This window comes from Shewanella sp. QJM3NY_23, from assembly GCF_056173105.1.
The window spans coordinates 1,305,896-1,329,044 of the sequence record NZ_CM149657.1 but is presented as its reverse complement, the minus strand read 5'-3'; the positions used below and the strand labels follow the sequence as shown (position 1 = coordinate 1,329,044).

The window sequence follows — 23,149 nt, the reverse complement described above, 5'->3', positions numbered from 1 at the left end:
CCTTTATTTAATTATTGGATGATTTTAAGGGGTGACAACAATCCTGACACAGGGGGCGAGTATCAGGTTAACGTATTCCCAAATTCACAGCTGTTTGGTGACAATAACGAATTGTCAGCATTACTGCTCAATGATGTGCAATTTGTAGCACCGTCGCTGTCTAAATTTGAACGTTACACCAAGAAACTACAAATTTTTGATTTACCTTTCCTATTTCAAGATATGGAAGCGGTTAATCGTTTTCAACAAAGCGAGTCAGGACAAAAATTATTAAACTCGATGAAGCGAAAAGGCCTTGTCGGGCTTGGTTATCTTCACAATGGCATGAAGCAGTTTTCCGCCAGTAGCCCACTGATCTTGCCGGAAGATGCTGGCGGCAAAAAGTTTCGCATTATGGCATCTGACGTTTTGGCTGCCCAATTTCAAGCAGTCGATGCGATACCGGTGAAAAAACCCTTCTCAGAAGTGTTCACGCTACTGCAAACACGTGCTATCGATGGTCAAGAAAATACCTGGTCAAATATCTACTCGAAGAAATTTTTCGAAGTGCAAAGCCATATTACCGAGAGTAATCACGGCGTTTTAGATTACATGGTGGTGACCTCTGATGAATTCTGGACATCACTCCCAAATGATAAGCGTAAAGTGATCAAAGCTGCCTTAGATGAAGCGGTTGCTTATGGTAACGAGATTGCGGCGGCCAAAGTCGATAAAGATAAGCAAGCCATTATCGACTCTAAGCGCTCAGAAATTACCTATTTGACTCCAGAACAACGCGCCGCTTGGGTCACTGCCATGAAGCCAGTATGGGCACAGTTTGAAGATAAAATTGGTAAAGATCTTATCGAAGCCGCCGTCGCTGCAAACAAATAACAACAATAACGATTCGCTAAGCTAATAGGGATGTATTGAGGCCGAGCTCACGGCTGGCGGCCTCTTTCCTATTTAAGGAGCAACAGAGATGATATCTCGTGTATTTTCATATTTTGAAGAAGGTGTGCTCAATGCGTTAATCACCACCATGACGGTGTTGGTGTTCGCTGAAGTGATTGCGCGCTTTTTCTTTAACACAGGTTTTCTGTGGATCCAGGAACTGACACTCACCCTGTGTGGTTGGTTTGTATTATTTGGTATGTCTTATGGTGTGAAGGTCGGCGCCCACATCGGCGTCGATGCCTTTGTCAAAAAACTACCCAAAAAAGGCCGTAAAGTCACCGCTATTATTGCCGTCATTGTCTGCTTAATTTACTGCGCTATGTTTTTACAAGGCAGCTGGGATTACCTTGCAAAAATGTACCAAGTGGGCGTACCGATGGAAGACATCGACTTACCGCACTTTTTAATTAGCCAGCTTGACCCAGACAATGCCTGGGAATATTTACGCATCGATGTTGAAGAGCCCGCCGTACCACTGTGGATGTCACAAAGTATCTTATTAATTGGCTTTGCATTACTCACATGGCGTTTTATCGAATTAGCTATCGCTATTTTACAAAATAAAACTGATGGTTTTAGTTTTGCCGATGAAGCCAAGGAAAGCATGCATCTTGCTGAAAATAACAGTGATAAGCCTGATGTTGGCACCAAGGGAGATAAGTAATGACGATTGCCATCCTGTTTATTAGTCTGTTTCTGTGCATGCTCATCGGTATGCCTATTGCCATTGCGCTAGGTTTTTCTAGCATGCTCACCATCTTATTGTTTTCTGATGACTCACTGGCCTCAATCGCCCTTAAACTGTATGAGTCGACCTCTGAGCATTATACCCTGCTGGCGATCCCCTTTTTTATTCTCTCCTCAGCCTTCTTATCAACCGGTGGTGTGGCGCGGCGGATCATCGACTTTGCCATGGACAGTGTTGGTCATATTCGTGGCGGATTAGCCATGGCCTCTGTCATGGCCTGTATGCTCTTTGCTGCGGTCTCTGGTTCATCGCCTGCAACCGTTGCCGCCATTGGCTCTATCGTCATCGTGGGTATGGTGCGCGCGGGCTATCCGGAAAAATTTGCCGCGGGCGTTATTACCACCTCAGGGACATTAGGCATCTTGATCCCCCCTTCCATCGTCATGCTGGTTTACGCCGCCGCTACCGAAGTGTCTGCAGCCAGAATGTTTATGGCAGGGTTAATACCGGGATTAATGATGGGGCTTTTACTCATGCTCGCCATCTACATTGTTGCCCGCATAAAGAAGCTCCCCTCTCGCCCCTTTCCGGGGGTAAGAGTATTAGCGCTTTCCAGTGCCAAAGCCATGGGCGGCCTAGCGCTGATTTTTATTGTATTAGGCTCTATCTATGGTGGTATTGCCAGCCCTACTGAAGCTGCTGCGGTAGCGTGTGTTTACGCTTACTTTATTGCCGTATTTGGCTATCGCGATATTGGGCCACTAAAAAATGTCAGCTGGCGAGAGCGCGGCGAGTCCCTTCTAAAGGCTTGTGCACGTAATATCGGTTTTATCTTGCTTGCCGTGCTTAAAACCCCGGTGGACAAAGAGATCCGCCACGTGGTCAGAGATGGCGCTAAAGTCAGTATTATGCTGCTGTTTATCATCGCTAATGCGATGTTATTTGCCCACGTGCTCACCACTGAGCGCATCCCACACTTAATTGCCGAAACCATCGTTGGCATGGGGCTTCCCGTTTGGGGCTTCCTCATCATAGTCAACCTGTTACTGCTAGCTGCAGGTAACTTTATGGAACCCTCGGCAATTTTGCTCATCATGGCGCCAATTTTATTCCCAATCGCGACGCAATTGGGCATTGATCCTATCCATTTAGGCATCATCATGGTGGTCAATATGGAGATTGGTATGCTCACCCCGCCGGTAGGGCTCAACTTGTTTGTGACCGCGGGGATCACGGGGCGCAGCATGGGATGGGTGATTCAATCCTGTTTACCTTGGTTGCTATTGTTGCTGTTCTTCTTAGCACTGATCACTTACGTTCCACAGATCTCGTTATTCCTGCCTGAATATATTGATAAGTTAAATGGTTATTAAATAACTTGATTTTAATTAACAATTAAGTGAGTCTGGCAACGGTAGCTTTCCCCTTGCCAGACTCACTATTGTTGATGCGGACATGCATTTTATGTCAATGAATATAAAAACAAAAAAATACCTCAGCGTCACTTTGATTATCGCATTAGGCCTAGTGCTGGTATTAAATATCGCCTATTGGTTTCATTTAGATCATGGCTACCAGCAGACTCAACGTCAATCTGCCGCGCAGATGAAAGAGCTGGTCAGTTTTCTATCGGGCGCCCTATCTCGTTATCAAAGCATCCCTCACGTACTGTCGAAAAATCCATTATTGGTCAACGCACTGCAGCAACAAGGTGACACAGGCCCCCTCAGCGCATTAAATCAGTATTTACAAGAGATCCAGAGTATCACCGAAGCGCTCGATATCTATCTGGTCAATGCCAACGGCGATGCCATTGCCGCCAGTAATTGGCAGCAAAGTTACTCGTTTATCGGACAAAACTTTGCCTTTCGCCCCTATTTCCAACAAGCGATAAAGGGCCAACTCGGACGCTACTTTGCCGTGGGCACCAGTTCAAATAAACGCGGCTATTATTTCTCTTACCCCATCTATGCTAGCGGACAACGTCAATCTGCAGAGCAAGTGCAACCAGAAATTCTTGGTGTAATAGTGGTAAAGGTCGATGTTACCGAGATAGAGCAGCACGGTACCGGTATGGCCAGAGCCAGCAATTATGAATTTGCCATTAGCGATCCCGATGACATCATCTTTATCTCGAGCGCCCCACAATGGCGTCTGGCCGCTTTCAATGCGGTAACACCCGAGCGGCAACAGCAGATTAAGCAGTCACGCCGCTATGCCGATAGAACTATCCACGAATTAACCATTGAGCCGCCATACACAGATCCAGCGGATAAGCGCTACCCTATCTACCGGATTAACCACAGCAATAACAACGCCATTGACTACATGGACAGCCAAACAGTAATGGCAGAGGCTGGTTGGAAATTGCATATCCTAGCCCCTATGGCACCAACTTATCAGGCTATGCCGCCCTTATTGCTGCTTTATGGCGCCTTATACCTGTTAATAGCCCTAGCCTTGCTGTACGCCATTGAGCGACGTAAAAACAGCCTACGAATGCGTCACGCACACGAACAGTTAGAGCAAAGAGTACAAGAACGTACTCAGGCTTTAGAGAGCAGCCATCGACAACTCAAAGAGACCCAAGATGAGTTAATCCAAGCCGCTAAGCTCACCGTGATAGGCAGTTTATCGGCCAGTATCAATCATGAGATCAATCAGCCCTTGGCGGCTATCCGCAGTTACGCCCAGAATACCCAAACCTTACTGGCCAGAGCCAAGTGGGATGATGTAGGGCATAATATCATCACTATCATAGAGTTAACCGACAGGCTGGCCGCTATCGTGTCGCAATTTAAAAGCTTCACCCGTAAAAGTGCTGGCAACGAGAAAGCCACCAACGTAGCCCAGTGCATCAACGATGCCTTAACCATTATTCAGCCAGAAGTCGATAAACAGGGGGTTGAGCTGCAACTTAATGTCGCCGATAACCAGACCCATATTTGGTGCGATCCTATCCGGCTACAGCAGGTACTGGTGAATTTAATGAGCAATGCCATTAAAGCCATGCAACACAGTTCACCTAAACAGTTGATTATCGGCGTAATGGTGACGGATAGAGTCAACATTAGCATCGAAGATAGTGGTTCTGGGATTGAAGAGAGCCAAATGAAAAAAATCTTCGACCCCTATTACACTAATTCTCGCCATGGGCTCGGACTTGGTTTGTCTATTTCACGGCGGATCATCGAAACCATGCAAGGGCAAATAAACGTGGCTAACCGCATCGAAGGCGGCGCCATTTTTAACATTACCTTGGCCACATATACACCAGGAACGCCATGATGCTAACCGATGAACTTACACAGTACGACATTATTATTGTCGATGATGAACCCCTGATCGGCTGCGCATTGGTCCAGTTATTTGAGCTGGAATCTTATCGAGCACTCGCCCTTACCGAGCCACAACAGCTAATGAACGCCTTGCCTCCAAACTGGCCTGGGGTGGTGATCTCCGACGTAAACATGCCACATATCGACGGCTTAACACTGATGGCGAATCTCTTAAGCCAAGATAAAGATATGCCTATTATCTTACTCACGGGGCACGGTGATATCGCCATGGCGGTGCAGGCGCTAAAACAAGGGGCGTACGACTTTATTGAAAAGCCGTTTAATAACGAACATATGCTCGACATTGCTAAACGCGCCCTTGAAAAACGCAGCCTGACACTGGAAAATCGCAGCCTCAAAAAGGAGCTCGAATCACACAGTACGCCAGGGCCACGCATACTGGGTCACAGCCCTGGCATAAAACAGATGCGCCATATTATCGAGCAAGTACTCGACATGCCTGCCGACATCTTAATCGAGGGGGAAACTGGCACTGGCAAGGAGTTAGTGGCGCGCTACTTACACGATCATAGTGTCCGCAGCGCCGCCAATTTTGTTGCCATCAATTGCGGCGCGATCCCTGAAACCATTATCGAAAGTGAACTATTTGGCGCAGAGGCCGGTGCCTTTACTGGAGCCGACAAAACCCGCATAGGTAAGTTCGAATACGCTAACGGTGGCACCCTGTTTCTCGATGAGATTGAAAGTACCCCGCTGGCCTTACAAGTAAAGTTACTGCGCGTGCTTGAAGATAGAAAAGTAGAACGACTGGGGTCAAACAAGAGTATAGTCTTAGATATTCGCATCATTGCCGCGACTAAGGTGAACCTTAAATCCCTGTGCGATACTGGCGAGTTTCGCCAAGATCTCTTGTATCGCCTTAACCTCGTCACCATACCTATCCCTGCGCTGCGTGAACGCCGGGAAGATATTCCGCTGTTATTTTTACACTTTGCCCGTGTCGCATCGGCGCGTTACCACAAAGCACTTATTCCACTGTCGACAGAAAATACCGCTCAGCTGATCTCTCATGATTGGCCGGGTAATGTCAGGGAGTTAAGAAACCTTGCCGAACGCTATGTCCTGCTTGGCGGCGAAGCGGCCTTTGCCACATCGATGACCCCAAGTCATCAACTCAATGCCAATATGTCACTACAGCAACGGGTAGAGTTTTTTGAGCGCCTGCTGATTGAGGAGGCGCTCAATGTCAATAAAGGCAGTATCAAATTGACCATGCAGCAGCTCGAATTACCGCGCAAAACCCTGTATGACAAGATGCAAAAATTTGGTCTCAATCGTAAAACCTTTATTCAATAAGGCATTGGCAGTCACTGTAGATAAACCGCCGAGGTATTTCGCCTAACCGGCCACATCAATCAAAGATGCGGGGGCGCGCCGCTGGGCGCGTGCCAAATACAATACCAACACGGCCACCAGCAATAACACCACTAAACTGCCGCCCACTACACCATTCCAGCCCCAATGCTGCCAAAAGGGTAATAGATAAGGGCCACCTATCGCCGCACCAAGATAGTAACTGCACAGATACAAGGCTGTGGCTTTTGCTCTATGTTGCTGCGCGCGCTGGGCCACCCAGGCATTACAGACACTATGAAAAGTGAAAAAACCAAAACTGGACAAGATAAAGCCAACCACAATCGCCTCACTACTATCGAATAAGGTCACCATGCTCCCCAGACACATCATTAATGTCGACAACACAAATAAGGGTTGGCGACCTAATTTATTCACCCACTTAGCCGAGCGAAAAGAGGCATAAGTGCCACTCAAATAGCAGAGAAAAATCAAGGTCACCTCAAAACGCCCCCAGTTGAAGGGCGCTTGCATCAGGTGCAGCTGAATATAACTAAATTGATTGACCATCACCATAAAGGCCATAGCACCCAGTAAATACAATTTAATCATGGTGCTATCGCTAAGGTGTAGCCAAAATCCTTGGGCGTCGCTGCGCTGAAAACGTAATTTAATCTCACCACGCTCGGCGCGAATTTTATCGCGATTAGGCAACAGCCCTATCACGACTAAGGTGCCAAGGGCGGTAATGCTTATCAGTAATAACATCGATTGTTGCCAATTAAGGTATTGCGTCATGACACCGCCGAGTAATCGCCCAGCAATACCGCCCAAACTGTTGGCCGCAATGTAAACCGCTCCTGCTTTCAGTAAAACCGACTTATCGAGCATATCTTTAAAATAGGCCATCGAAATGGCGGGCACCGCCGCCAATAGAGCCCCTTGGATCAACCGCAGTGCAATCAAATCACTAAACTCTGTCACGAACAGCAACATGACATCGGCAAGTACTAGCAGCCCTAAACTCCACAACAGTGGCTTTCTGCGACCAATTTTGTCCGACAAGGTGGCATAAAACAGCAATGAAAAGGCTAACGAGAAGCTGGTCACCGACAGCAGTAATGTGGCGTGCGCGGGTAACACATGAAAACTACTAGCAATGAGTGGCAGCATGCCTTGCACCAAATATAAATTGATATACACAACCACAGAGGCTAAGGACAGCCCCCATATTAACCGGGTTTGCAGTTGTTGATGACTCATGGGTGACACACTTCTCTATTAACTCAATAGACACAGGCTAGCATTAGCCCTAACATAACAAAAATAGATTATTTTGATTAAGTCCATATTATTTTATTATGGACATATTTAAACTCAATCATCTTAGTTGGCATAGCCTTGAGTAACATAAACTGGGCTACGGGTGATAAATGGGTCGATGCTATAGATTAGATTCAAGAGATTAGATTCAAGCGCTTTGGCTCGGGCGGCTTAGCTCCAAAGCACTATGTTCCAAGAGCGCTTAGATCCAAGAGTGCTTAGTGGTAAACCCATAGATTCAGAAGTGCTTAGATTCAGAAGCACTTAAATTCAAAAGTGCTTTGGTATTCAAAGATTCTAGTACCACTGACCAAGATCCAAGTGACCTTTAATAATGAGCCAAGCTATAACGGCCCTAGCGATGACAACACTAGCAGCTAACCAACTCAGTGAGCAATGATGTGGATATCAAACAACTTAAACATTTCGATGCCTTAGCCACCAAAGGCAGTTTTACCTTGGCGGCCAAACAACTCAATATTGCCCAGCCGGCACTGAGTCAAAGCATCAAACGACTGGAAACCGATTTAGGCGTCACCTTGATCAATCGTAATAAACATTACCGTGGCCAAGATGGCAGTCGTTTGACCCTCACCGCCGAGGGTAACGCCCTGCATCAGCACGCTTGTCTGATCATCAAACAACTTAAACAGGCTGAGGCTCACATCAAATCGATGGCGAACCTGACTAAGGGAGAAGTGCGCATTGCGGTGCCCGGCATGCTGGGTTCTTACTATTTACCCTCGCGCTTAATGGCCTTTCGCCATCGTTATCCCGATTTGAAACTATCATTATTTGAGGGCGGTACCCGCGACAGTTTGCGCATGTTGCAAAATGAAGAGGTCGATATTGCCATCATCACAGGCCAAGATCTGCAAGCCAACTTCGACAGTCACCTACTACTGAGAGAACAAATGGTGGTCGCCCTAGGTGAAGATCACCCACTGGCAGAGCAAAGCAGCATCAATCTTACGCAATTTTTCCAACATGAATTGGTGATGTTTAAACCCGGATACTTTCATCGAGAGTGGATGCTGTCTCAAGCCAAACAGTTAGGATTGGAGGCCAACATTGCCTTTGAAACCAACTTGATCAACTTGATTAAACAGGTGGTGGCACAAGGCTATGCCATCACGAGTGTGTTAGAGATGGTGATAGAGCAGCGCGATAATATTTTGGCGCGGCCCTTTTCACCTGCGGTCTATCTAGATTTGTATATTGCTTGGAACAAAGAGCGCCCCGTCGGACTGGCTGACCGAGCCTTTGTCAACTTTCTGATGACCCATCGCTAATACCGGCTAGACGGGGATTAGGCCATATCAGCTCATTAAGGTTAGCCTAATTAGATCTCACTGCGCATCGGCTTGCAGCTCGGGGGAGGCGTGAATAAACGCATCAAGTTGTAGGCAATTATCATAAATGCGCTCAATATGCGGATAGGCGCTCAATGCAACATTAAAGCGCTTGGCGTTATATACCTGAGGAATTAAACACAGATCCGCCAAGGTGACAGTATCACCAAAGCAGTAACGCCCGGCATAGGTTGCCAATTGGGTTTCAAGCGCGCTAAAACCACTGTGGATCCAGTGGTGATACCATGCCGATTTAGCCGCTTCATCAAGTCCCGCCGGGCCACTTAAATATTGCAGCACTCTGAGATTATTAAGCGGGTGGACTTCACAGGCGATAGCCAGTGCCATGGCGCGCACTATGGCTTTATCTTTCACATCATGGGGCAAGAGGGGTGGCTCGGGATAAACCTCATCGAGGTATTCAATTATCGCCAGCGATTGTGATAACGCCAGCTCATCATCGCCCTCAATTAAGGTTGGCACTAACTCCTGAGGATTCAATGCGGCGTAATCGGCTTGATGTTGCTCACCGCCCGCTTTAACTAAATGTATCGATTGATGCTCAACATCGACACCTTTTATATTCAGTGCGATGCGTACTCGATAAGCGGCGCTCGAGCGCCAATAACCTAATAATTTCATGCTCCACTCCCTATGCCGAAAAACCCTGGCGACAAAAACGGGGCGCATTACTGTCGCCCCGTATTACACGTGCTGGTCAATTTACCCTTGGTATTTCACTACCTGCTGATCGATAGCACCAAATATCGATTGCTCATGTTCATCAAGCATTTCAATACGCACCCTGTCGCCAAAATGCATAAACTCGGTCGATGGTTTACCATCGGCAATGGTTTCTAACATACGGGTTTCCGCTAGGCAGCTCGAGCCAGCGCTGCGATCGTAATTAGAGATAGTACCTGAGCCAATAATCGCTCCAGCCCCTAAGGGACGCGTCTTGGTAAAGTGGGCAATCAACTGACTAAAATTGAACGTCATATCCACACCACAATTAGGTCGACCAAAGAGTTGATTATTGAGATGGGTGATTAAAGGTAAATGCACCTTAGTATCTTGCCACTTATCGCCAAGCTCATCTGGGGTGACCGCCACTGGCGAGAAACTGCTTGAGGGTTTTGATTGGAAAAAGCCAAAGCCTTTGGCCAGTTCAGCCGGAATTAAGTTACGCAGTGATACATCGTTCACCAACATGATCAACTTAATGTGCTGAGCGGCAGAGTCCACATCAGTGCCCATAGGCACATCGTCGGTGATAATCGCCACTTCTGATTCAAAATCGATGCCCCACTCTTCACTTGCAAGCTCAATATCGGCCTTAGGTGCAATAAAGCTATCTGAGCCACCTTGATACACTAAGGGATCGGTCCAAAAGCTTGCTGGCATCTCGGCGCCGCGGGCTTTACGGACTAATTCCACGTGATTGACATAGGCACTGGCATCGGCCCATTGGTAAGCGCGAGGCAGGGGCGACAGACATTTGGCTTCATCAAAATCGATAGCATTATCAAGCATGCCACTGTTGAGCGCTTCATAAAGTTCTTGCAGCTGAGGCTGCAGTAAATCCCACGCATCAAGCAGTTGCTGCATAGTATGTGCGATGGCTGGCACGGCAACAGTTTTGGTTAAATCCTTACTGACCAGCATTAACTGGCCGTCACGGCGACCATTATTGTAACTCGCTAACTTCATAGCTACTCCTCAATATTCTTATTGGTGATGGCACCGCAATGGCCGTGCATCGTTCTCTGGCGTACTTAATAATTCGGCATGAGCATACAAATACCCTATGCCCACTCAGATAGAAATAGCGTGACCTAAATCACGCTATATTTGCCCTGGTTAATTGTTGTAAATCCTGCGTTACAAGCCTAGGCGCTCTTGCACCACCAACAAGGCGTCAACCGCCTTTTGATTTACCAATCTTATATTCGCGTAGTTTGTTAGCGATAGCGGTATGGGACATGCCCAGCTTTTTAGCCAATTGGCGGGTACTGGGGTAAGCCGGATAGAGACGCCTCAAGATATTGGCCTCAAACTGTTTCATGGCATCATCTAAACAACCTTCAAACTCGTGATCAAAATAACCAAACCCTTCCGCATAAGAGGGCAACTTCAGTTGCTCCACGGTTAACTCGGCCGACCCGTCCCACATAGAAACAGCGCGGAAAATGGCATTCTTTAACTGACGCACATTGCCCGGCCACGCATAGCTGAGCAAATGCTCACGACACTGCGCCGAGATACGGCGAATGGGAATAGATAACTGCTGACTATAATGCTCTAAAAACATCTCGGTGAGCGGGATCACATCCACCTTACGATCGCGCAGACTCGGCAGATGAAAGCTGAGCACATGAATTCGGTAATAGAGATCTTCGCGAAATTCGCCGCTTTGACACAATTCAGCAAGGTTTTTCTGAGTCGAGCAGATAATACGCACATCGGAGCGTACCTCGACATCGCCACCGACGCGTCGGAAAGTGCCATCTTGCAGTAGGCGCAGCAACTTGACCTGCGCCGCCTTGGACATTTCCGCCACTTCATCTAAAAAGACCGTACCGCCCTTGGCTTCTTCAAAAAAGCCGCGTTTGACCACCTCGCCGCCACTCACATAACCAAACAGCTCCTCTTCGGCCGCACTGTCAGGCATCGCTGCACAATTAATGGCAATAAAAGGATATTCTCGACGCATGCTGGCATCGTGACAGGCGCGCGCCATTAACTCTTTCCCCGTGCCGGTTTCGCCAGTGATCAACAAAGGTGCATCCAGCTGCGCCATCCTTCTGGCTTGCACTAATACCTCTTTCATTTTATCACTGACCGCAAGCACGTTTTCAAAACCCGTGGTCTGATTTTGCAGCGCGTTAAACTGTTTACCTAAACGGGCCGGAGACTTAAGTGATACTACGGCGCCCGCAAGAATACTTTTATCCTGCTCATCGGGCAGGTAAATCGGCAGCATCTCGGCGAGGTACTCACTTTGACCTATGTTGACCCGTGTCGCCTGCGCAAGCACCTGTGGTTCGCTAAGCCAACGGGAAAAATTAAATCCTTGTACCCAATGGTTAAGCGATTCGTCTAGGACCTCATGCTCGCCCATGTTCAGTGTCATCAATGCTGACTCATTAACGATGCGGATGCGCCCTTTTACATCGAGAGAGAACACCGAATCGGGCAGGGTTTTAAGTAGGGTTTTAAGCGCGTAATGTTCTTGTTCTGACGGCATAAAGGAGACAGTTCGCACATCACTGACCCCTTCAACCTTGCGGATTAACGGCAGTAATTCACTGAGCACATCAAACTTAACTTCAGCAAATTGGAGATAGAGAAACCCTTGATTGCTGGCGTCAATGGCAAACAGGTTAATCCCATAGCCCTCTAACACCACCAAAATATCTTTTGCTAGACCCACACGGTCAATACAACTTACCGCTAAGCGCATACTATTATCGTCCCTTTGTTGTTCTTATTACTGCGTTATTATTGGGAATATCCTTTGCAACCGCCCCGCATCACCCAGGTAAAATAAGGGTGGCGATGTCGGTGCCGATAAAACGCCTATACGTTAGAATGTTCTGCGATAAGTGGCAAGACTTGTTTACAGCGGAAAATAAACTCATAAAATAAAACAGCGCCATAAAAAACTTATAACGCTGATTCTCAATAACTTTTAACTTAATCGAGCAACTGGTCGGTCTTGGCAGCCATAATGAAATCGTTACGATGCAAGCCCTTAATAGAATGTGACCACCAGGTAACGGTCACCTTACCCCACTCGGTTAAGATCCCCGGGTGATGAAACTCCGCTTCAGCGAGCTCCCCCACCTTATTGGTAAAGGCTAGGGCCAATTTAAAGTTCTTAAATTTATACACGCGCTTCAGCTGCATAATACCGTCACGCACCTGTACACCCCAATCTGGGATCATCTTGAGTAACTCTCCTAGCTCGGCCTCACTCACCTTAGGGGCATCGGCCTGACAGGCTTCACACTTCATTTGTGCTAATTCAGACATATATCATCCTTAAATCTTGATAGTAGGGTTAATCCACAGCCTAGCTGACGTTAGCTTTGGGCTCAAATAATGGCGCATGTAAACCGAGTTGGCACGCCTGAGTGACCGCCGACATCACATCCATCTTCACAATTTCATCGAGATAGTCTATTGATTCAATGGTGTAATATATCGGCTGCATAATATCGATACGGTACGGTGTTCTCAGTATGTCAATGAGATCGAAAGGCTTGATCAACGGCTTATCGCCCATGGCGTATAGCGTTTCACCGGGCGAACTTAAAATCCCGCCCCCATAAATTTTTAACTGATCATCAGCCTGCCTAATTAAGCCGAATTCCACCGTAAACCAATATAAACGCGCTAGAAAAACCCGCTCCTCTTTCGAAGCCGCTAGGCCTAACTTACCGTATTGATGTGAAAAACGAGCAAATGAGGGGTTAGTTAACAGTGGGCAATGACCAAAGATCTCATGAAAGATATCGGGCTCTTGCAGGTAATCAAACTCCTCTTTAGAGCGAATAAAGGTCGCCACAGGAAACGCTTTATTAGCCAGCAACTGAAAAAATTGCTCAAAAGAGATTAACGCCGGCACCGCCGCGGTTTTCCAATCTGTCGTGCGGCTCAAGACAGTATCAATCTCACTCAATTGCGGAATTCGCTCACTGGGCAAGGCCAGTTCACTTAATCCGTGTAAATAGGCATCGCACGCATATTTAGGCACATTGTCTTGTTGACGTTGATACAAGGCTTGCCATGTTTCATGCTCGCAAGAGGTGTAATCGATACGCCCATGTCGGTCGGGATACTTAGCTTGATATGTTGTCGCTTTACTCATGATAAATACAACCCTTAACTGCGCTTATCTCCATAGTTGATGAAAACCGATGATTTGTTAACCGGATCACACTTTTAAATTACCCAATACTTACGCCATTTCTGTAACCTAAAATTTACAACCATGGAGTTGGCTAGATTAAAATGACTGTATTTCAATAAGCTAACAGATGTAATGAAATCGTCGCATTTGTCTATAAAATGACAATAATTACCTTTAACTGCAGTTTAAAATGGCTTTTCAAAGGTTTTTTATTAGAATAAGGCCAACATCGCCCCACATCTAGGAATAGGATGAAACAGCACAAAGTCCGAAAGGCAGTGATCCCCGTAGCGGGTCTCGGTACCCGCATGCTTCCGGCAACCAAAGCTATCCCCAAAGAGATGTTGCCAGTGGTCGACAGGCCGCTGATACAATATGTCGTTAATGAAGCGATTGCCGCCGGTATAAATGAAATTGTGCTGGTCACCCATGCCAGTAAAAACTCGATTGAGAACCACTTTGACTCCAGCTTTGAGCTAGAAGCTCAGCTTGAACGCCGAGTAAAAAGACAATTATTGGCCGAGGTGCAGGCTATTTGCCCAGCGGCAGTAACCGTGATAAGTGTGCGTCAGTCTCAAGCAAAGGGGCTGGGTCACGCGATTCTCTGCGCACAAAAAGTGGTAGGAGATGAGCCTTTTGCCGTGCTGCTGCCCGATGTGATCATCGATGAATTTAGCTGCAATTTAAGCCGTGATAATCTCGCCGACATGGTTAACTTGTTCGACAACACCGAAACCGGACAAATCATGGTCGAGGGCGTGCCAGCGCACTGCGTCGACCAATACGGTATCGCCGATGTCAATGGCCACGCCTTAACCCCTGGCCAATCTGAGCCCATCAGCGCCTTGGTTGAGAAACCCGAGGTCACAGAGGCACCATCAAACCTAGCCGTGGTCGGCCGCTATATTCTGCCACGCGAGATCTGGCCGTTACTGTCGAAAACCCCCGCTGGCGCTGGCGATGAGATCCAACTCACTGATGCCATTGCCATGCTGATGGAAAAACAAACTGTTAATGCCTATTACATGAAAGGCAAAAGCCACGATTGCGGTAACAAACAGGGTTATATGCAAGCGTGTGTCGAACATGCGCTGCGCCATCGAGAAATAGGTCCAGAGTTTACCCAATACCTTAAGACGCTGGTTGCAGCATTACCACAGGACAATGATTAATGACCATTTTAGTAACGGGTGGTGCAGGCTATATTGGCAGCCACACCCTTGTTGAATTACTCAATGATAATCAAGACGTTGTCGTTATCGACAATCTGTCTAATTCCAGTGTCGAAGCCTTAGCACGTGTCGAACACATTACCCAAAAGAAGATCACCTTTTATCAAGGCGATGTACTCAATAAAGCGTTTTTACAAAAAGTGTTTACCGACCACCAAATCACGGCGGTGATCCATTTTGCTGGATTAAAAGCGGTCGGAGAATCGGTGGCGCAACCACTGCGTTACTATGAAAACAATGTCACCGGCACATTAGTGTTATGTGAGGTGATGGCTGATTTTAATGTTAAAAAGTTAGTCTTTAGCTCATCGGCAACCGTCTATGGCGACCCCGCTTCACTGCCGATCACCGAAGACTTTCCGACAGGGGCAACCAACCCTTATGGGCAATCTAAGCTCATGGTGGAACATATCTTAAACGATCTGTATCACTCTGATCCTAATTGGAATATTGCTCGGTTGCGTTATTTCAACCCAGTAGGCGCCCATGCTAGCGGGCTAATAGGGGAAGATCCTAACGATATCCCGAACAATTTAATGCCCTTTATCGCTCAGGTTGCTGTGGGTAAGCGGGCATTTTTGAGTGTATTTGGCGATGATTACGACACCCATGATGGCACCGGGGTACGTGACTATATTCATGTCGTCGACTTGGCTCTAGGCCATTTGAAAGCGTTAGAGAAACTCAATAGCGGCTGCGGCTTAGTCACCTATAACTTAGGCACAGGCCAAGGTTATAGCGTATTGGACATGGTCAAAGCCTTTGAAAAAGCCTGCGGCCACAGTATCCAATATCAAATATCGCCGCGTCGACCCGGCGATATTGCCGCTTGTTACGCCGATCCCATCAAGGCACAAACCGAGCTCAACTGGCAAGCGACGCACAGCATCGAAGATATGGCCAACAGCAGTTGGCACTGGCAATCGAGCAATCCAAACGGATACCATGACTAACCCTAGGTATCCTCAATACCTGCCCACATTGTAGAGCGCCTCGGCGCTCTACATCATCAGCTTTTGGACCTAACAGCATGAGCAACGCAATTAATCAGAGCCGCCGTAGGCTGTTTAACCGTCGCCAGCAGCAGGCGATACGCCCACCGTGGAGCCGAACTGATGTTGAATTTACCGATATCTGTACGCGCTGTAACCTGTGTATTGAGGCGTGCGAAACAGACATTATATTTCGCGGTGACGGGGGCTTCCCTGAAGTGAATTTTAGTCAGGCTGAGTGCACCTTTTGCACCAAATGCGTAAGTGCCTGCAAAGAACCTCTCTTTAATGATACTACGCACGAACCTTGGCAACTAAGAGCCTCAATAGACAACAGCTGCTTAGCAAACAGTGGCATCTGGTGCCAAGCCTGCAAAGATGCCTGTGACGCCAGCGCGATTAACTTTACACCGTCGATTGGCGGCGCCCCGCAACCTTCCATCATGCTTGATAGCTGCACAGGCTGCGGCGCATGCGTCTCGCCTTGCCCCAACCAGTCAATATCCATCACCACAAAAGAGGCGGTATGCTTGCCAAAAAACTGACAGGCGCGCCAAATATTAGTGGTTTTACTAGGCAGGCTTTACGGGTAGTATCTACCTAGAATCGTAACAACAGTGACTATTATGTTTAAAAGAAAAAACAGTAATGCAGGCCTGACTTTTATTGCACAAGGCACTAAGGTGTGCGGTGAAAGCCACTTTTCTGGAGAAGCCTTGATCGGTGGGGAGCTGCAAGGCAAGATCAGCGCGCTGAATAAAATCACTATTGAAACCGATGGTTATATTAATGGCGAGCTGCGATGTAAAGAGATCAAAGTCTCTGGCCTGTTTAAGGGCAAGCTCAAGTGTGAAAAGCTGATTATTACCGGCACCGGAACGGTAGAAGGCGAGATAGCCTGTAACTCAATGGAGATATTTTCCGGTGGCCAGTTTATCGGCGTGCGGGTAAAAGAAGAGGTAGCTTTGCTGTCAAATGAGCAAATGCACCAAGAAACACCTGAACAACATTCACCCCATCATGCTAACGCAGAGCTGGTTAACTAACGGCAGTATGTATCAAATTTAGGCGCTGAGTGCACTCCACCGCGCCTAAACTGCTCTAAAGCCCGCACACTACTGAGCTAACTCGGCAGCTTGTTTATAGTCTCTAATTAAGGTTAAAAAGTCGCGCGGCGCTCTATCTAAACAATCCACCGGAATATAAACATGGTAGCCAAACTGGCCATTGAGCTGCTCACAACGGCGGGAAAACATCGCCTGCACGCCTTTATAGGCTTTACCCTCTAGCGTCAGAGGCGAAAATTCTGAATTAAGATAACGCTCTAGATCCGCCAACTCACCATCTAAGGTTAGCGATGACATCAATAATGGCCGCTGCTCCGTGAGCAAACCGGTCGCCAAACGCGGCGGAATATCATCGATAAGCGGCGCCAATCGCTTTAGTTTGATCCCGATATAAGGCAGCTCATGATTGTCAAAGCCCTGTATATTTCGCGGCATATCGGCACGCTGAATGTTGTCCCATTCTAAATAAATACTGCCACGATGATGATGGTAGACCAAACCTTGCGGACGTAGTTCCACACTCACCTCTGGCTGCATTAATTTCGCGGCGCCAAGCACAGTAAAAAGCGCGCCAAATACAAAACAGGCAAGCCCCAGCCCCATTAGCGAACTCGATGCAATAAACATCACTACCGCACTTACTAACGCGATAGAGCCTATCAGGGTAAAACTCCAGCCGTTGCGTTTTGATACCGCACGAATAACGATTGATTCTTGCACCTATAACTCTCACTACAACTCAGTAGGCCCTCAAGGCCACTGATAATTAAAACGATTTATGCTAAATCAGCGGCTCATCTGCCACTGCAAATTTAATCTTAAGCCACAGTGATCCCACATATTCATGAATGGCCTGCTGAGAGGTAAGCAGATTTCTGGCATCAAACTGCCACCAGTAACCTCGGCGGGCAATAAAATTTGCGGGTGCAGGCTGTGGCTGAGTTCCCGCTTGAGTAAATATCTGCATTGCACGTGGCAAATGAGTCGCCGATGTCACCAAGCGAAATGGCACATCGCCAATTTCCCACTGAAGATGCTGCGCCTCTTCGAGCGTGTCTTTAGCCAATGGCAAACGAATAATACGCGCAGCATCGACCCCAAGTTCAATCGCGGCCTGCGCCATCACTTGAGCCTGGGGCAACTTATCACCTCCGCCCCAACCACTCACGACTAACTGACAATTGGGCCCCAATGTTAATTGACGCACCCCTTCGGTTAAACGGGCCAAGGCGGTGGCAGACAACTGTTGAGTAGCGCTGCCATTAATGGTTGAATCATGCTCACTGCCAAGCACCATCACCACGCAGCCTTCTCCCATGGCTTGATTATTCACCGCATATTGCGACTCAAGCGATGAAGCTAGCCAATAGCTGCCCCACTGACTACTACAAAATAGCAGAAGTAAGCACGCGCTTACCATTAGGGACTTAACCAGTTTACGCCGCCTTAATATCATAATCGCGATAAGCAATAAGATGATGGTTAACGGCACTGGCATCAGCAGTTGCGATATAATTTTTTTAATCCAGAACATGGCTATCCTTGCCTCTCAATATTAGCGTCGCGCAAGTTTAACTTAAGCAATATGCAATACCAAACGCTAGCGCGGTTTATTCACTAACACTTATTACCAAAGCCACGCGGCGCCGCGCACGCCTGATGAACATCCATATAAATTTTGCACCACTGTCGTGCGGCACTCGCCGCCTAATACATAGCGAGGTAATAAGCCCGGCAGCCGAGGATAGATGGCACTGACATTGGACATGCCTCCGCCTAACACTATGATATCTGGGTCAAGAATATTGATCACATGGGCCAAACTGCGGGCAAGTCTGTCGATATAGCGCTCAAAACAGGCCTGGGCCTGGGCATCACCTTGGCTGACTAACCCCATCACCTCAACTGCGCTAGACACGCTACCTTGCTGATGAGGAGCTAGGCTATGGTTATAGTCACGCACAAAACCAGTGCCTGAAATAAAGGTTTCGATACAATCTTTGTTTCCGCAAAAACACGCGGTGGAATTAAATTCATCCGCCGTCATCCAAGGTAAAGGATTATGGCCCCACTCGCCGCCGATGCCGTTACCGCCGCCATGGATCTTGCCATTGATGGCAATCCCTGCACCACACCCGGTGCCAATAATCACCCCAAAGACCATCGCCTTACCCGCGGCCGCGCCATCGATTGCCTCTGAAATGGCAAAGCAGTTGGCATCATTAGCCACCCTCACCTCACGGCCTAAGCGCTCACTTAGGTCAAGGTCTAACGGCTGGCCATTGATCCAGGTCGAATTGGCATGTTTAACCAAGCCTGAAAAAGGAGAAATAACCCCAGGGATCCCGACCCCAACCGTGGCCGTTTGCCCCAGTTGCGCCTCTGCCTCATTGACTAACGAGACAATGGTATTGAGTGTCGCGGCATAATTTGCAGGCGTAGCGACTCGCTTTCGAAATTGCTCCATGCCCTGCTCATTTAAGGCCACCAGCTCAATTTTAGTGCCGCCTAAATCAACCCCGATCCGCAACATGTTTACACTCCACTGGATAACTTAATGGATGAGTTTATCGGCCAATGTTTAGCAGTGGCAATAAAATAGGGATTTAATATCGTCTCTTTTTGGTTATAAGCCAAGGGTAACCCCGTAGCATGATTGATCACCGCGCCGCCCGCGCTTTCAAGCACCGCCTGAGCCGCTGCGGTGTCCCACTCGCTGGTTAACCCTAAACGGGGATAGATCTCTGCTGCGCCCTCGGCTAGCATGCAAAATTTCAATGAACTACCGATACTTAACAAGGTATGTGGCCCAAGCGAGGCGAGATAATCTGCCAGCCCAGGGCTCACATGCGAGCGGCTTCCCACCACCCGAGGCACCTTGGGCACAGGCGCTGCCTGCGACGCTAGATCAATCAGCTCGCCGCCCTGGGCCAACCAAGCGCCAAGGCCTTTGGCGCCGTAATAGCACTTTGCTAATGCCGGGGCATAGACCACCCCCGCCACGGCTTGATGATGGTCGATAAAGGCGATGTTGACGGTAAACTCACCATTTCGCTTGATAAACTCTTTCGTGCCATCAAGAGGATCAATCAACCAGTATTGCGACCATTGGCGGCGCGTGGCCCATGGGATATCGGCTGCCTCTTCCGACATCACCGGAATATCGGGAGTTAATTTAGCAAGCGCATCGGCAATCACATGGTGGCTCGCCATATCGGCCGCCGTCACAGGGCTGTCATCTGATTTTGCCGCGACAGCAAACGTCTCTTGTGCGTAAATCGCCATAATCGCATCGCCTGCCTGCTCAGCAATGGCGACAATCAGGGGTAACCAAGTGGGATTAAAGGGGGGAGTCAAGCTACTTTACCTCTGTTGTGGCGCGAATAAGATGAGTATGCCATAAAATTTGCCGTGTCTAACCAGCACTGATGATCTGTTGCGCGATTAAATAATCAATCACTTGCTGAGCACATTGGTGCACATTGTGGCGCGCGGTATCGAGACGAATATGAGGTGAACTGGGCGCCTCATAAGCCGAGTCGATACCGGTAAAGTGTTTAATCTCACCGGCGCGCGCCTGCTTGTATAACCCTTTGGGATCGCGCCTTTCACAGACCTCTAGCGGGGTATCAACAAACACCTCAATAAATTGCTTGTTGCTAAGCAAACTGCGCACCATGGCTCTGTCAGCACTAAAGGGCGAGATAAATGCCGTCGACACTAATAAGCCCGCATCGACAAACAGCTTAGCGACTTCACCAATGCGACGAATATTCTCCACTCTGTCACGGTCAGAAAAGCCTAAATCACCATTGAGACCGTGGCGGACATTATCACCGTCAAGCACATAGGTACTGGCGCCTCGTTCATGCAGCATCTTATCGACCGTATTAGCCAGCGTTGATTTACCTGAGCCGCTGAGGCCTGTAAACCATAATACCGCCGCCTGATGCCCCTTGGCCGCCACGCGGTCTTGATGCGACACGCTAGCCTGATGCCATACCACATCGGTGGATTTATCTTCACTCTGTACGGTTTTATAAGGTGACATCGACTTTCCTTTAATAAGACAAAGTATTATTTTTTAAGTTCTAGGTGTTAGGTTGTAAGTTCTAGCTTCTAGCTTCTAGGCTTTAACAGCCAATTACCTAGCCTTCTACTGTTAACTTAGCGCTTATCTTTTGTTACTCACACGAGCCCTTAGCGCCTTGCTTAAAACGGCAAAAACAGCGGCACTGTGGTCAATGCTATGGTGCTGTAGATCAGGCTCACTGGGGCGCCCACGTTAACAAAATCGGTTAGTCGATAGCGCCCCGCATGATAAACCATCAAATGAGTTTGGTAGCCATAAGGGCTGATAAAGCTGCCGCGGGCGGCAAAAGCAACCGCCATCACAAAGGGTAAAAAATCTCCCTCAAGCAGCCGCATGCCTTGCAGCATCTCGATGACACCGATAGCCGCCACCAGCACGAGTAAAGTAACGCCAAATACCTACGCGGGCCGATATTGACAACGCGTCTTAAGCCTTAGATATATCTTTAACGCCCCAATGGGGAAAGTGTTTACGCACTAAGGCATTCATCTCAAGTTCAAACTCGGAGATCGCACGCTTGTTGCCCTTAGCGGCATCAATCGCCTTGCGGATCATTCCGGCACCGACCGTCACATTGGTTAATCGGTCGATAATGATAAACGCTCCGGTATCGCGGTTATCGTCATAGGCATCAAACTGCACCGGCTCTGTCAGTGAAAAATGGCAATTACCCATCTCATTAAGTGCTAACTGCTGCGCCGGATGTTGGGTCAAATTATTAATATCGACCTTATAATTAATCGCATCGGCAAAGCCGTATACCGACTTACTGCCTAATTTAATAGCATATTCGCGATCCACACACAGCGGCTCTTCGGTCATCCATACCACATCGGCTTCAAAATGTGCGCTTGAACTGGGTTTGTCATGTGGACGCACCAACATATCGCCGCGACTAATATCAATTTCATCGGTTAGGGTTAAGGTTACCGCTTGACCCGCCACGGCTTTTTCTAGCTCTCCGTCAAAAGTCACAATCGATTTAATACGACTCTCTTTGCCAGAGGGTAAGGCGGCGATGGTGTCACCCACGCGAATGTCGCCCGACGCCAAGGTGCCGCAAAAACCTCTAAAGTCCAGATTAGGCCGATTGACATACTGCACTTGGAAACGAAACGAGTCGCTCTTATCCTGCTCAACCGACACAGTATTGAGCAATTTGAGTAAGGTAGAACCTGGGTACCAAGTCATATGGCTGCTTTCATTGACCACGTTATCGCCTTTTAATGCCGAAATCGGCACAAAACGCACATCCGTAAACGCCAAGTCTTGGGTAAATTCGCGGTAAGCTTTTTTAATGCTTTGATACACACCTTGGTCGTATCCCACGGCGTCCATCTTATTGATAGCGATGATCACGTGTTTAATGCCAAGCTGCGAGCAAATAAAACTGTGGCGCCGCGTCTGCACCTGCACGCCGTGGCGAGCATCGATAAGAATAATGGCTAAGTCCGAAGTCGAGGCCCCGGTCGCCATATTGCGGGTGTATTGCTCATGGCCTGGGGTGTCAGCAATGATGAACTTACGCTGCTCGGTGGCAAAATAGCGATAGGCCACGTCAATGGTGATCCCCTGCTCACGCTCAGATTGCAAGCCATCGACCAGCAACGCCAGATCAAACGCATCGTCTGTGGTATTAAAACGCTTAGAGTCTTTTTCAATGGCCGCCATCTGATCTTCAAAAATCATCTTGCTATCAAACAACAGGCGACCTATGAGGGTCGACTTACCGTCATCCACACTGCCACAGGTTAAGATACGCAACATATCTTTGTTTTCATGCAGCTTAAGATAGGATTCGATATCGGTTTGCAATAACGTCTGTTCTGTTGTCATGGTCTTTCTCATATTCTGTAGGTGAACGGCACACTTAAGGCATTTTTACGGTTGTGGAGCGGC

At 48.0% G+C, this 23,149-nt stretch carries 21 protein-coding genes and 2 pseudogenes; 10 read left to right on the top strand and 13 right to left on the bottom strand.

Going from position 1 to position 23,149, the window contains the following annotated elements; all coding sequences use genetic code 11:
- Positions 1–54 precede the first annotated feature (54 nt).
- The 5 genes and pseudogenes from AC0VXX_RS06070 to AC0VXX_RS06050 form a co-directional block, all read left to right on the top strand.
- Positions 55–873: pseudogene (locus AC0VXX_RS06070) on the top strand (DctP family TRAP transporter solute-binding subunit); the annotation flags it as partial.
- 88 nt (positions 874–961) lie between these two features.
- Positions 962–1,600 carry a TRAP transporter small permease gene (locus AC0VXX_RS06065; RefSeq protein ID WP_475516366.1) on the top strand — a complete coding sequence of 213 codons (639 nt, stop codon included), beginning with the start codon at positions 962–964 and terminating at the stop codon, positions 1,598–1,600.
- A complete protein-coding gene (locus tag AC0VXX_RS06060; protein WP_475516365.1) occupies positions 1,600–2,997 on the top strand; it encodes a TRAP transporter large permease in 1,398 nt (465 codons plus the stop codon). The genes AC0VXX_RS06065 and AC0VXX_RS06060 overlap by 1 nt, the downstream gene beginning before the upstream one ends.
- A 91-nt stretch (positions 2,998–3,088) precedes the next feature.
- The gene (locus AC0VXX_RS06055) at positions 3,089–4,912 is read left to right on the top strand and encodes an ATP-binding protein (RefSeq protein WP_475516364.1); all 1,824 of its coding nucleotides are present in this window, start codon (positions 3,089–3,091) and stop codon (positions 4,910–4,912) included.
- A complete protein-coding gene (locus tag AC0VXX_RS06050; protein WP_475516363.1) occupies positions 4,909–6,279 on the top strand; it encodes a sigma-54-dependent transcriptional regulator in 1,371 nt (456 codons plus the stop codon). Before AC0VXX_RS06055 ends, AC0VXX_RS06050 begins: the two co-directional genes overlap by 4 nt.
- A gap of 42 nt (positions 6,280–6,321) precedes the next feature.
- On the opposite strand, the gene AC0VXX_RS06045 is transcribed toward AC0VXX_RS06050, so the two are convergent.
- The gene (locus AC0VXX_RS06045; protein ID WP_475516362.1) at positions 6,322–7,539 is read right to left on the bottom strand and encodes an MFS transporter; all 1,218 of its coding nucleotides are present in this window, start codon (positions 7,537–7,539) and stop codon (positions 6,322–6,324) included.
- A gap of 461 nt (positions 7,540–8,000) precedes the next feature.
- On the opposite strand from AC0VXX_RS06045, the gene AC0VXX_RS06040 reads away from it, so the two are divergent.
- Positions 8,001–8,891 (top strand): LysR family transcriptional regulator, encoded by an 891-nt coding sequence (locus tag AC0VXX_RS06040; RefSeq protein WP_475516361.1) that lies wholly within the window; start codon positions 8,001–8,003, stop codon positions 8,889–8,891.
- Between the two features lie 57 nt (positions 8,892–8,948).
- Here the strand turns inward: AC0VXX_RS06040 and maiA are convergent, their stop codons facing one another.
- From maiA to phhA, 5 genes are all read right to left on the bottom strand, one after another.
- A complete protein-coding gene (gene maiA, locus AC0VXX_RS06035) occupies positions 8,949–9,593 on the bottom strand; it encodes a maleylacetoacetate isomerase (RefSeq protein WP_475516360.1) in 645 nt (214 codons plus the stop codon).
- A gap of 81 nt (positions 9,594–9,674) precedes the next feature.
- A complete protein-coding gene (locus AC0VXX_RS06030; RefSeq protein ID WP_475516359.1) occupies positions 9,675–10,661 on the bottom strand; it encodes a fumarylacetoacetate hydrolase family protein in 987 nt (328 codons plus the stop codon).
- Positions 10,662–10,869: 208 nt separating this feature from the next.
- Positions 10,870–12,414, bottom strand: coding sequence for a transcriptional regulator TyrR (tyrR, locus tag AC0VXX_RS06025; RefSeq protein ID WP_475516358.1), 1,545 nt, complete (start codon positions 12,412–12,414; stop codon positions 10,870–10,872).
- Between the two features lie 233 nt (positions 12,415–12,647).
- Entirely contained in the window at positions 12,648–12,986 is a 339-nt protein-coding gene (locus AC0VXX_RS06020; RefSeq protein WP_475516357.1) for a 4a-hydroxytetrahydrobiopterin dehydratase, read from the bottom strand.
- Between the two features lie 40 nt (positions 12,987–13,026).
- Positions 13,027–13,824 (bottom strand): phenylalanine 4-monooxygenase, encoded by a 798-nt coding sequence (gene phhA, locus AC0VXX_RS06015; protein WP_475516356.1) that lies wholly within the window; start codon positions 13,822–13,824, stop codon positions 13,027–13,029.
- A gap of 293 nt (positions 13,825–14,117) precedes the next feature.
- On the opposite strand from phhA, the gene galU reads away from it, so the two are divergent.
- The 4 genes from galU to AC0VXX_RS05995 all read left to right on the top strand — a co-directional run bounded on the left by galU (position 14,118) and on the right by AC0VXX_RS05995 (position 17,136).
- Positions 14,118–15,038, top strand: a complete 921-nt coding sequence (gene galU / locus AC0VXX_RS06010) for a UTP--glucose-1-phosphate uridylyltransferase GalU (protein ID WP_475516355.1) — start codon at positions 14,118–14,120, stop codon at positions 15,036–15,038.
- On the top strand, positions 15,038–16,051 hold the full coding sequence (galE, locus tag AC0VXX_RS06005; RefSeq protein ID WP_475516354.1) for a UDP-glucose 4-epimerase GalE: 1,014 nt from the start codon (positions 15,038–15,040) through the stop codon (positions 16,049–16,051). Before galU ends, galE begins: the two co-directional genes overlap by 1 nt.
- 77 nt (positions 16,052–16,128) lie before the next feature.
- Entirely contained in the window at positions 16,129–16,635 is a 507-nt protein-coding gene (napF, locus tag AC0VXX_RS06000; protein ID WP_475516353.1) for a ferredoxin-type protein NapF, read from the top strand.
- Between the two features lie 81 nt (positions 16,636–16,716).
- The gene (locus AC0VXX_RS05995) at positions 16,717–17,136 is read left to right on the top strand and encodes a bactofilin family protein (RefSeq protein ID WP_475516352.1); all 420 of its coding nucleotides are present in this window, start codon (positions 16,717–16,719) and stop codon (positions 17,134–17,136) included.
- A gap of 69 nt (positions 17,137–17,205) precedes the next feature.
- Here the strand turns inward: AC0VXX_RS05995 and AC0VXX_RS05990 are convergent, their stop codons facing one another.
- The 7 genes and pseudogenes from AC0VXX_RS05990 to cysN all read right to left on the bottom strand — a co-directional run bounded on the left by AC0VXX_RS05990 (position 17,206) and on the right by cysN (position 23,086).
- The gene (locus AC0VXX_RS05990) at positions 17,206–17,877 is read right to left on the bottom strand and encodes a DUF2982 domain-containing protein (RefSeq protein WP_475516351.1); all 672 of its coding nucleotides are present in this window, start codon (positions 17,875–17,877) and stop codon (positions 17,206–17,208) included.
- 61 nt (positions 17,878–17,938) lie between these two features.
- Positions 17,939–18,691 carry a YdcF family protein gene (locus AC0VXX_RS05985; protein WP_475516350.1) on the bottom strand — a complete coding sequence of 251 codons (753 nt, stop codon included), beginning with the start codon at positions 18,689–18,691 and terminating at the stop codon, positions 17,939–17,941.
- 93 nt (positions 18,692–18,784) lie between these two features.
- Entirely contained in the window at positions 18,785–19,690 is a 906-nt protein-coding gene (gene mak, locus AC0VXX_RS05980; protein WP_475516349.1) for a fructokinase, read from the bottom strand.
- Positions 19,691–19,692: 2 nt separating this feature from the next.
- Positions 19,693–20,514: a 3'(2'),5'-bisphosphate nucleotidase CysQ gene (gene cysQ, locus AC0VXX_RS05975; RefSeq protein WP_475516348.1), complete on the bottom strand. Its 822-nt coding sequence runs from the start codon at positions 20,512–20,514 to the stop codon at positions 19,693–19,695.
- 58 nt (positions 20,515–20,572) lie between these two features.
- Positions 20,573–21,208, bottom strand: coding sequence for an adenylyl-sulfate kinase (gene cysC, locus AC0VXX_RS05970; RefSeq protein ID WP_475516347.1), 636 nt, complete (start codon positions 21,206–21,208; stop codon positions 20,573–20,575).
- Positions 21,209–21,369: 161 nt separating this feature from the next.
- Positions 21,370–21,567, bottom strand: a pseudogene (locus AC0VXX_RS05965) (SLC13 family permease); the annotation flags it as partial.
- 109 nt (positions 21,568–21,676) lie between these two features.
- Entirely contained in the window at positions 21,677–23,086 is a 1,410-nt protein-coding gene (gene cysN / locus AC0VXX_RS05960) for a sulfate adenylyltransferase subunit CysN (protein WP_475516346.1), read from the bottom strand.
- Between the last annotated feature and the right edge of the window lie 63 nt (positions 23,087–23,149).

Bases quoted from the DNA above. Each gene is read 5' to 3' on its own strand.
- AC0VXX_RS06065 (WP_475516366.1), top strand. From the start codon at position 962: ATGATATCTCGTGTATTTTCATATTTTGAAGAAGGTGTGCTCAATGCG.
- AC0VXX_RS06060 (WP_475516365.1), top strand. From the start codon at position 1,600: ATGACGATTGCCATCCTGTTTATTAGTCTGTTTCTGTGCATGCTCATC.
- AC0VXX_RS06055 (WP_475516364.1), top strand. From the start codon at position 3,089: ATGTCAATGAATATAAAAACAAAAAAATACCTCAGCGTCACTTTGATT.
- AC0VXX_RS06050 (WP_475516363.1), top strand. From the start codon at position 4,909: ATGATGCTAACCGATGAACTTACACAGTACGACATTATTATTGTCGAT.
- AC0VXX_RS06045 (WP_475516362.1), bottom strand. From the start codon at position 7,539: ATGAGTCATCAACAACTGCAAACCCGGTTAATATGGGGGCTGTCCTTA.
- maiA (WP_475516360.1), bottom strand. From the start codon at position 9,593: ATGAAATTATTAGGTTATTGGCGCTCGAGCGCCGCTTATCGAGTACGC.
- AC0VXX_RS06030 (WP_475516359.1), bottom strand. From the start codon at position 10,661: ATGAAGTTAGCGAGTTACAATAATGGTCGCCGTGACGGCCAGTTAATG.
- tyrR (WP_475516358.1), bottom strand. From the start codon at position 12,414: ATGCGCTTAGCGGTAAGTTGTATTGACCGTGTGGGTCTAGCAAAAGAT.
- AC0VXX_RS06020 (WP_475516357.1), bottom strand. From the start codon at position 12,986: ATGTCTGAATTAGCACAAATGAAGTGTGAAGCCTGTCAGGCCGATGCC.
- phhA (WP_475516356.1), bottom strand. From the start codon at position 13,824: ATGAGTAAAGCGACAACATATCAAGCTAAGTATCCCGACCGACATGGG.
- galU (WP_475516355.1), top strand. From the start codon at position 14,118: ATGAAACAGCACAAAGTCCGAAAGGCAGTGATCCCCGTAGCGGGTCTC.
- galE (WP_475516354.1), top strand. From the start codon at position 15,038: ATGACCATTTTAGTAACGGGTGGTGCAGGCTATATTGGCAGCCACACC.
- napF (WP_475516353.1), top strand. From the start codon at position 16,129: ATGAGCAACGCAATTAATCAGAGCCGCCGTAGGCTGTTTAACCGTCGC.
- AC0VXX_RS05995 (WP_475516352.1), top strand. From the start codon at position 16,717: ATGTTTAAAAGAAAAAACAGTAATGCAGGCCTGACTTTTATTGCACAA.
- AC0VXX_RS05985 (WP_475516350.1), bottom strand. From the start codon at position 18,691: ATGTTCTGGATTAAAAAAATTATATCGCAACTGCTGATGCCAGTGCCG.
- mak (WP_475516349.1), bottom strand. From the start codon at position 19,690: ATGTTGCGGATCGGGGTTGATTTAGGCGGCACTAAAATTGAGCTGGTG.
- cysC (WP_475516347.1), bottom strand. From the start codon at position 21,208: ATGTCACCTTATAAAACCGTACAGAGTGAAGATAAATCCACCGATGTG.
- cysN (WP_475516346.1), bottom strand. From the start codon at position 23,086: ATGACAACAGAACAGACGTTATTGCAAACCGATATCGAATCCTATCTT.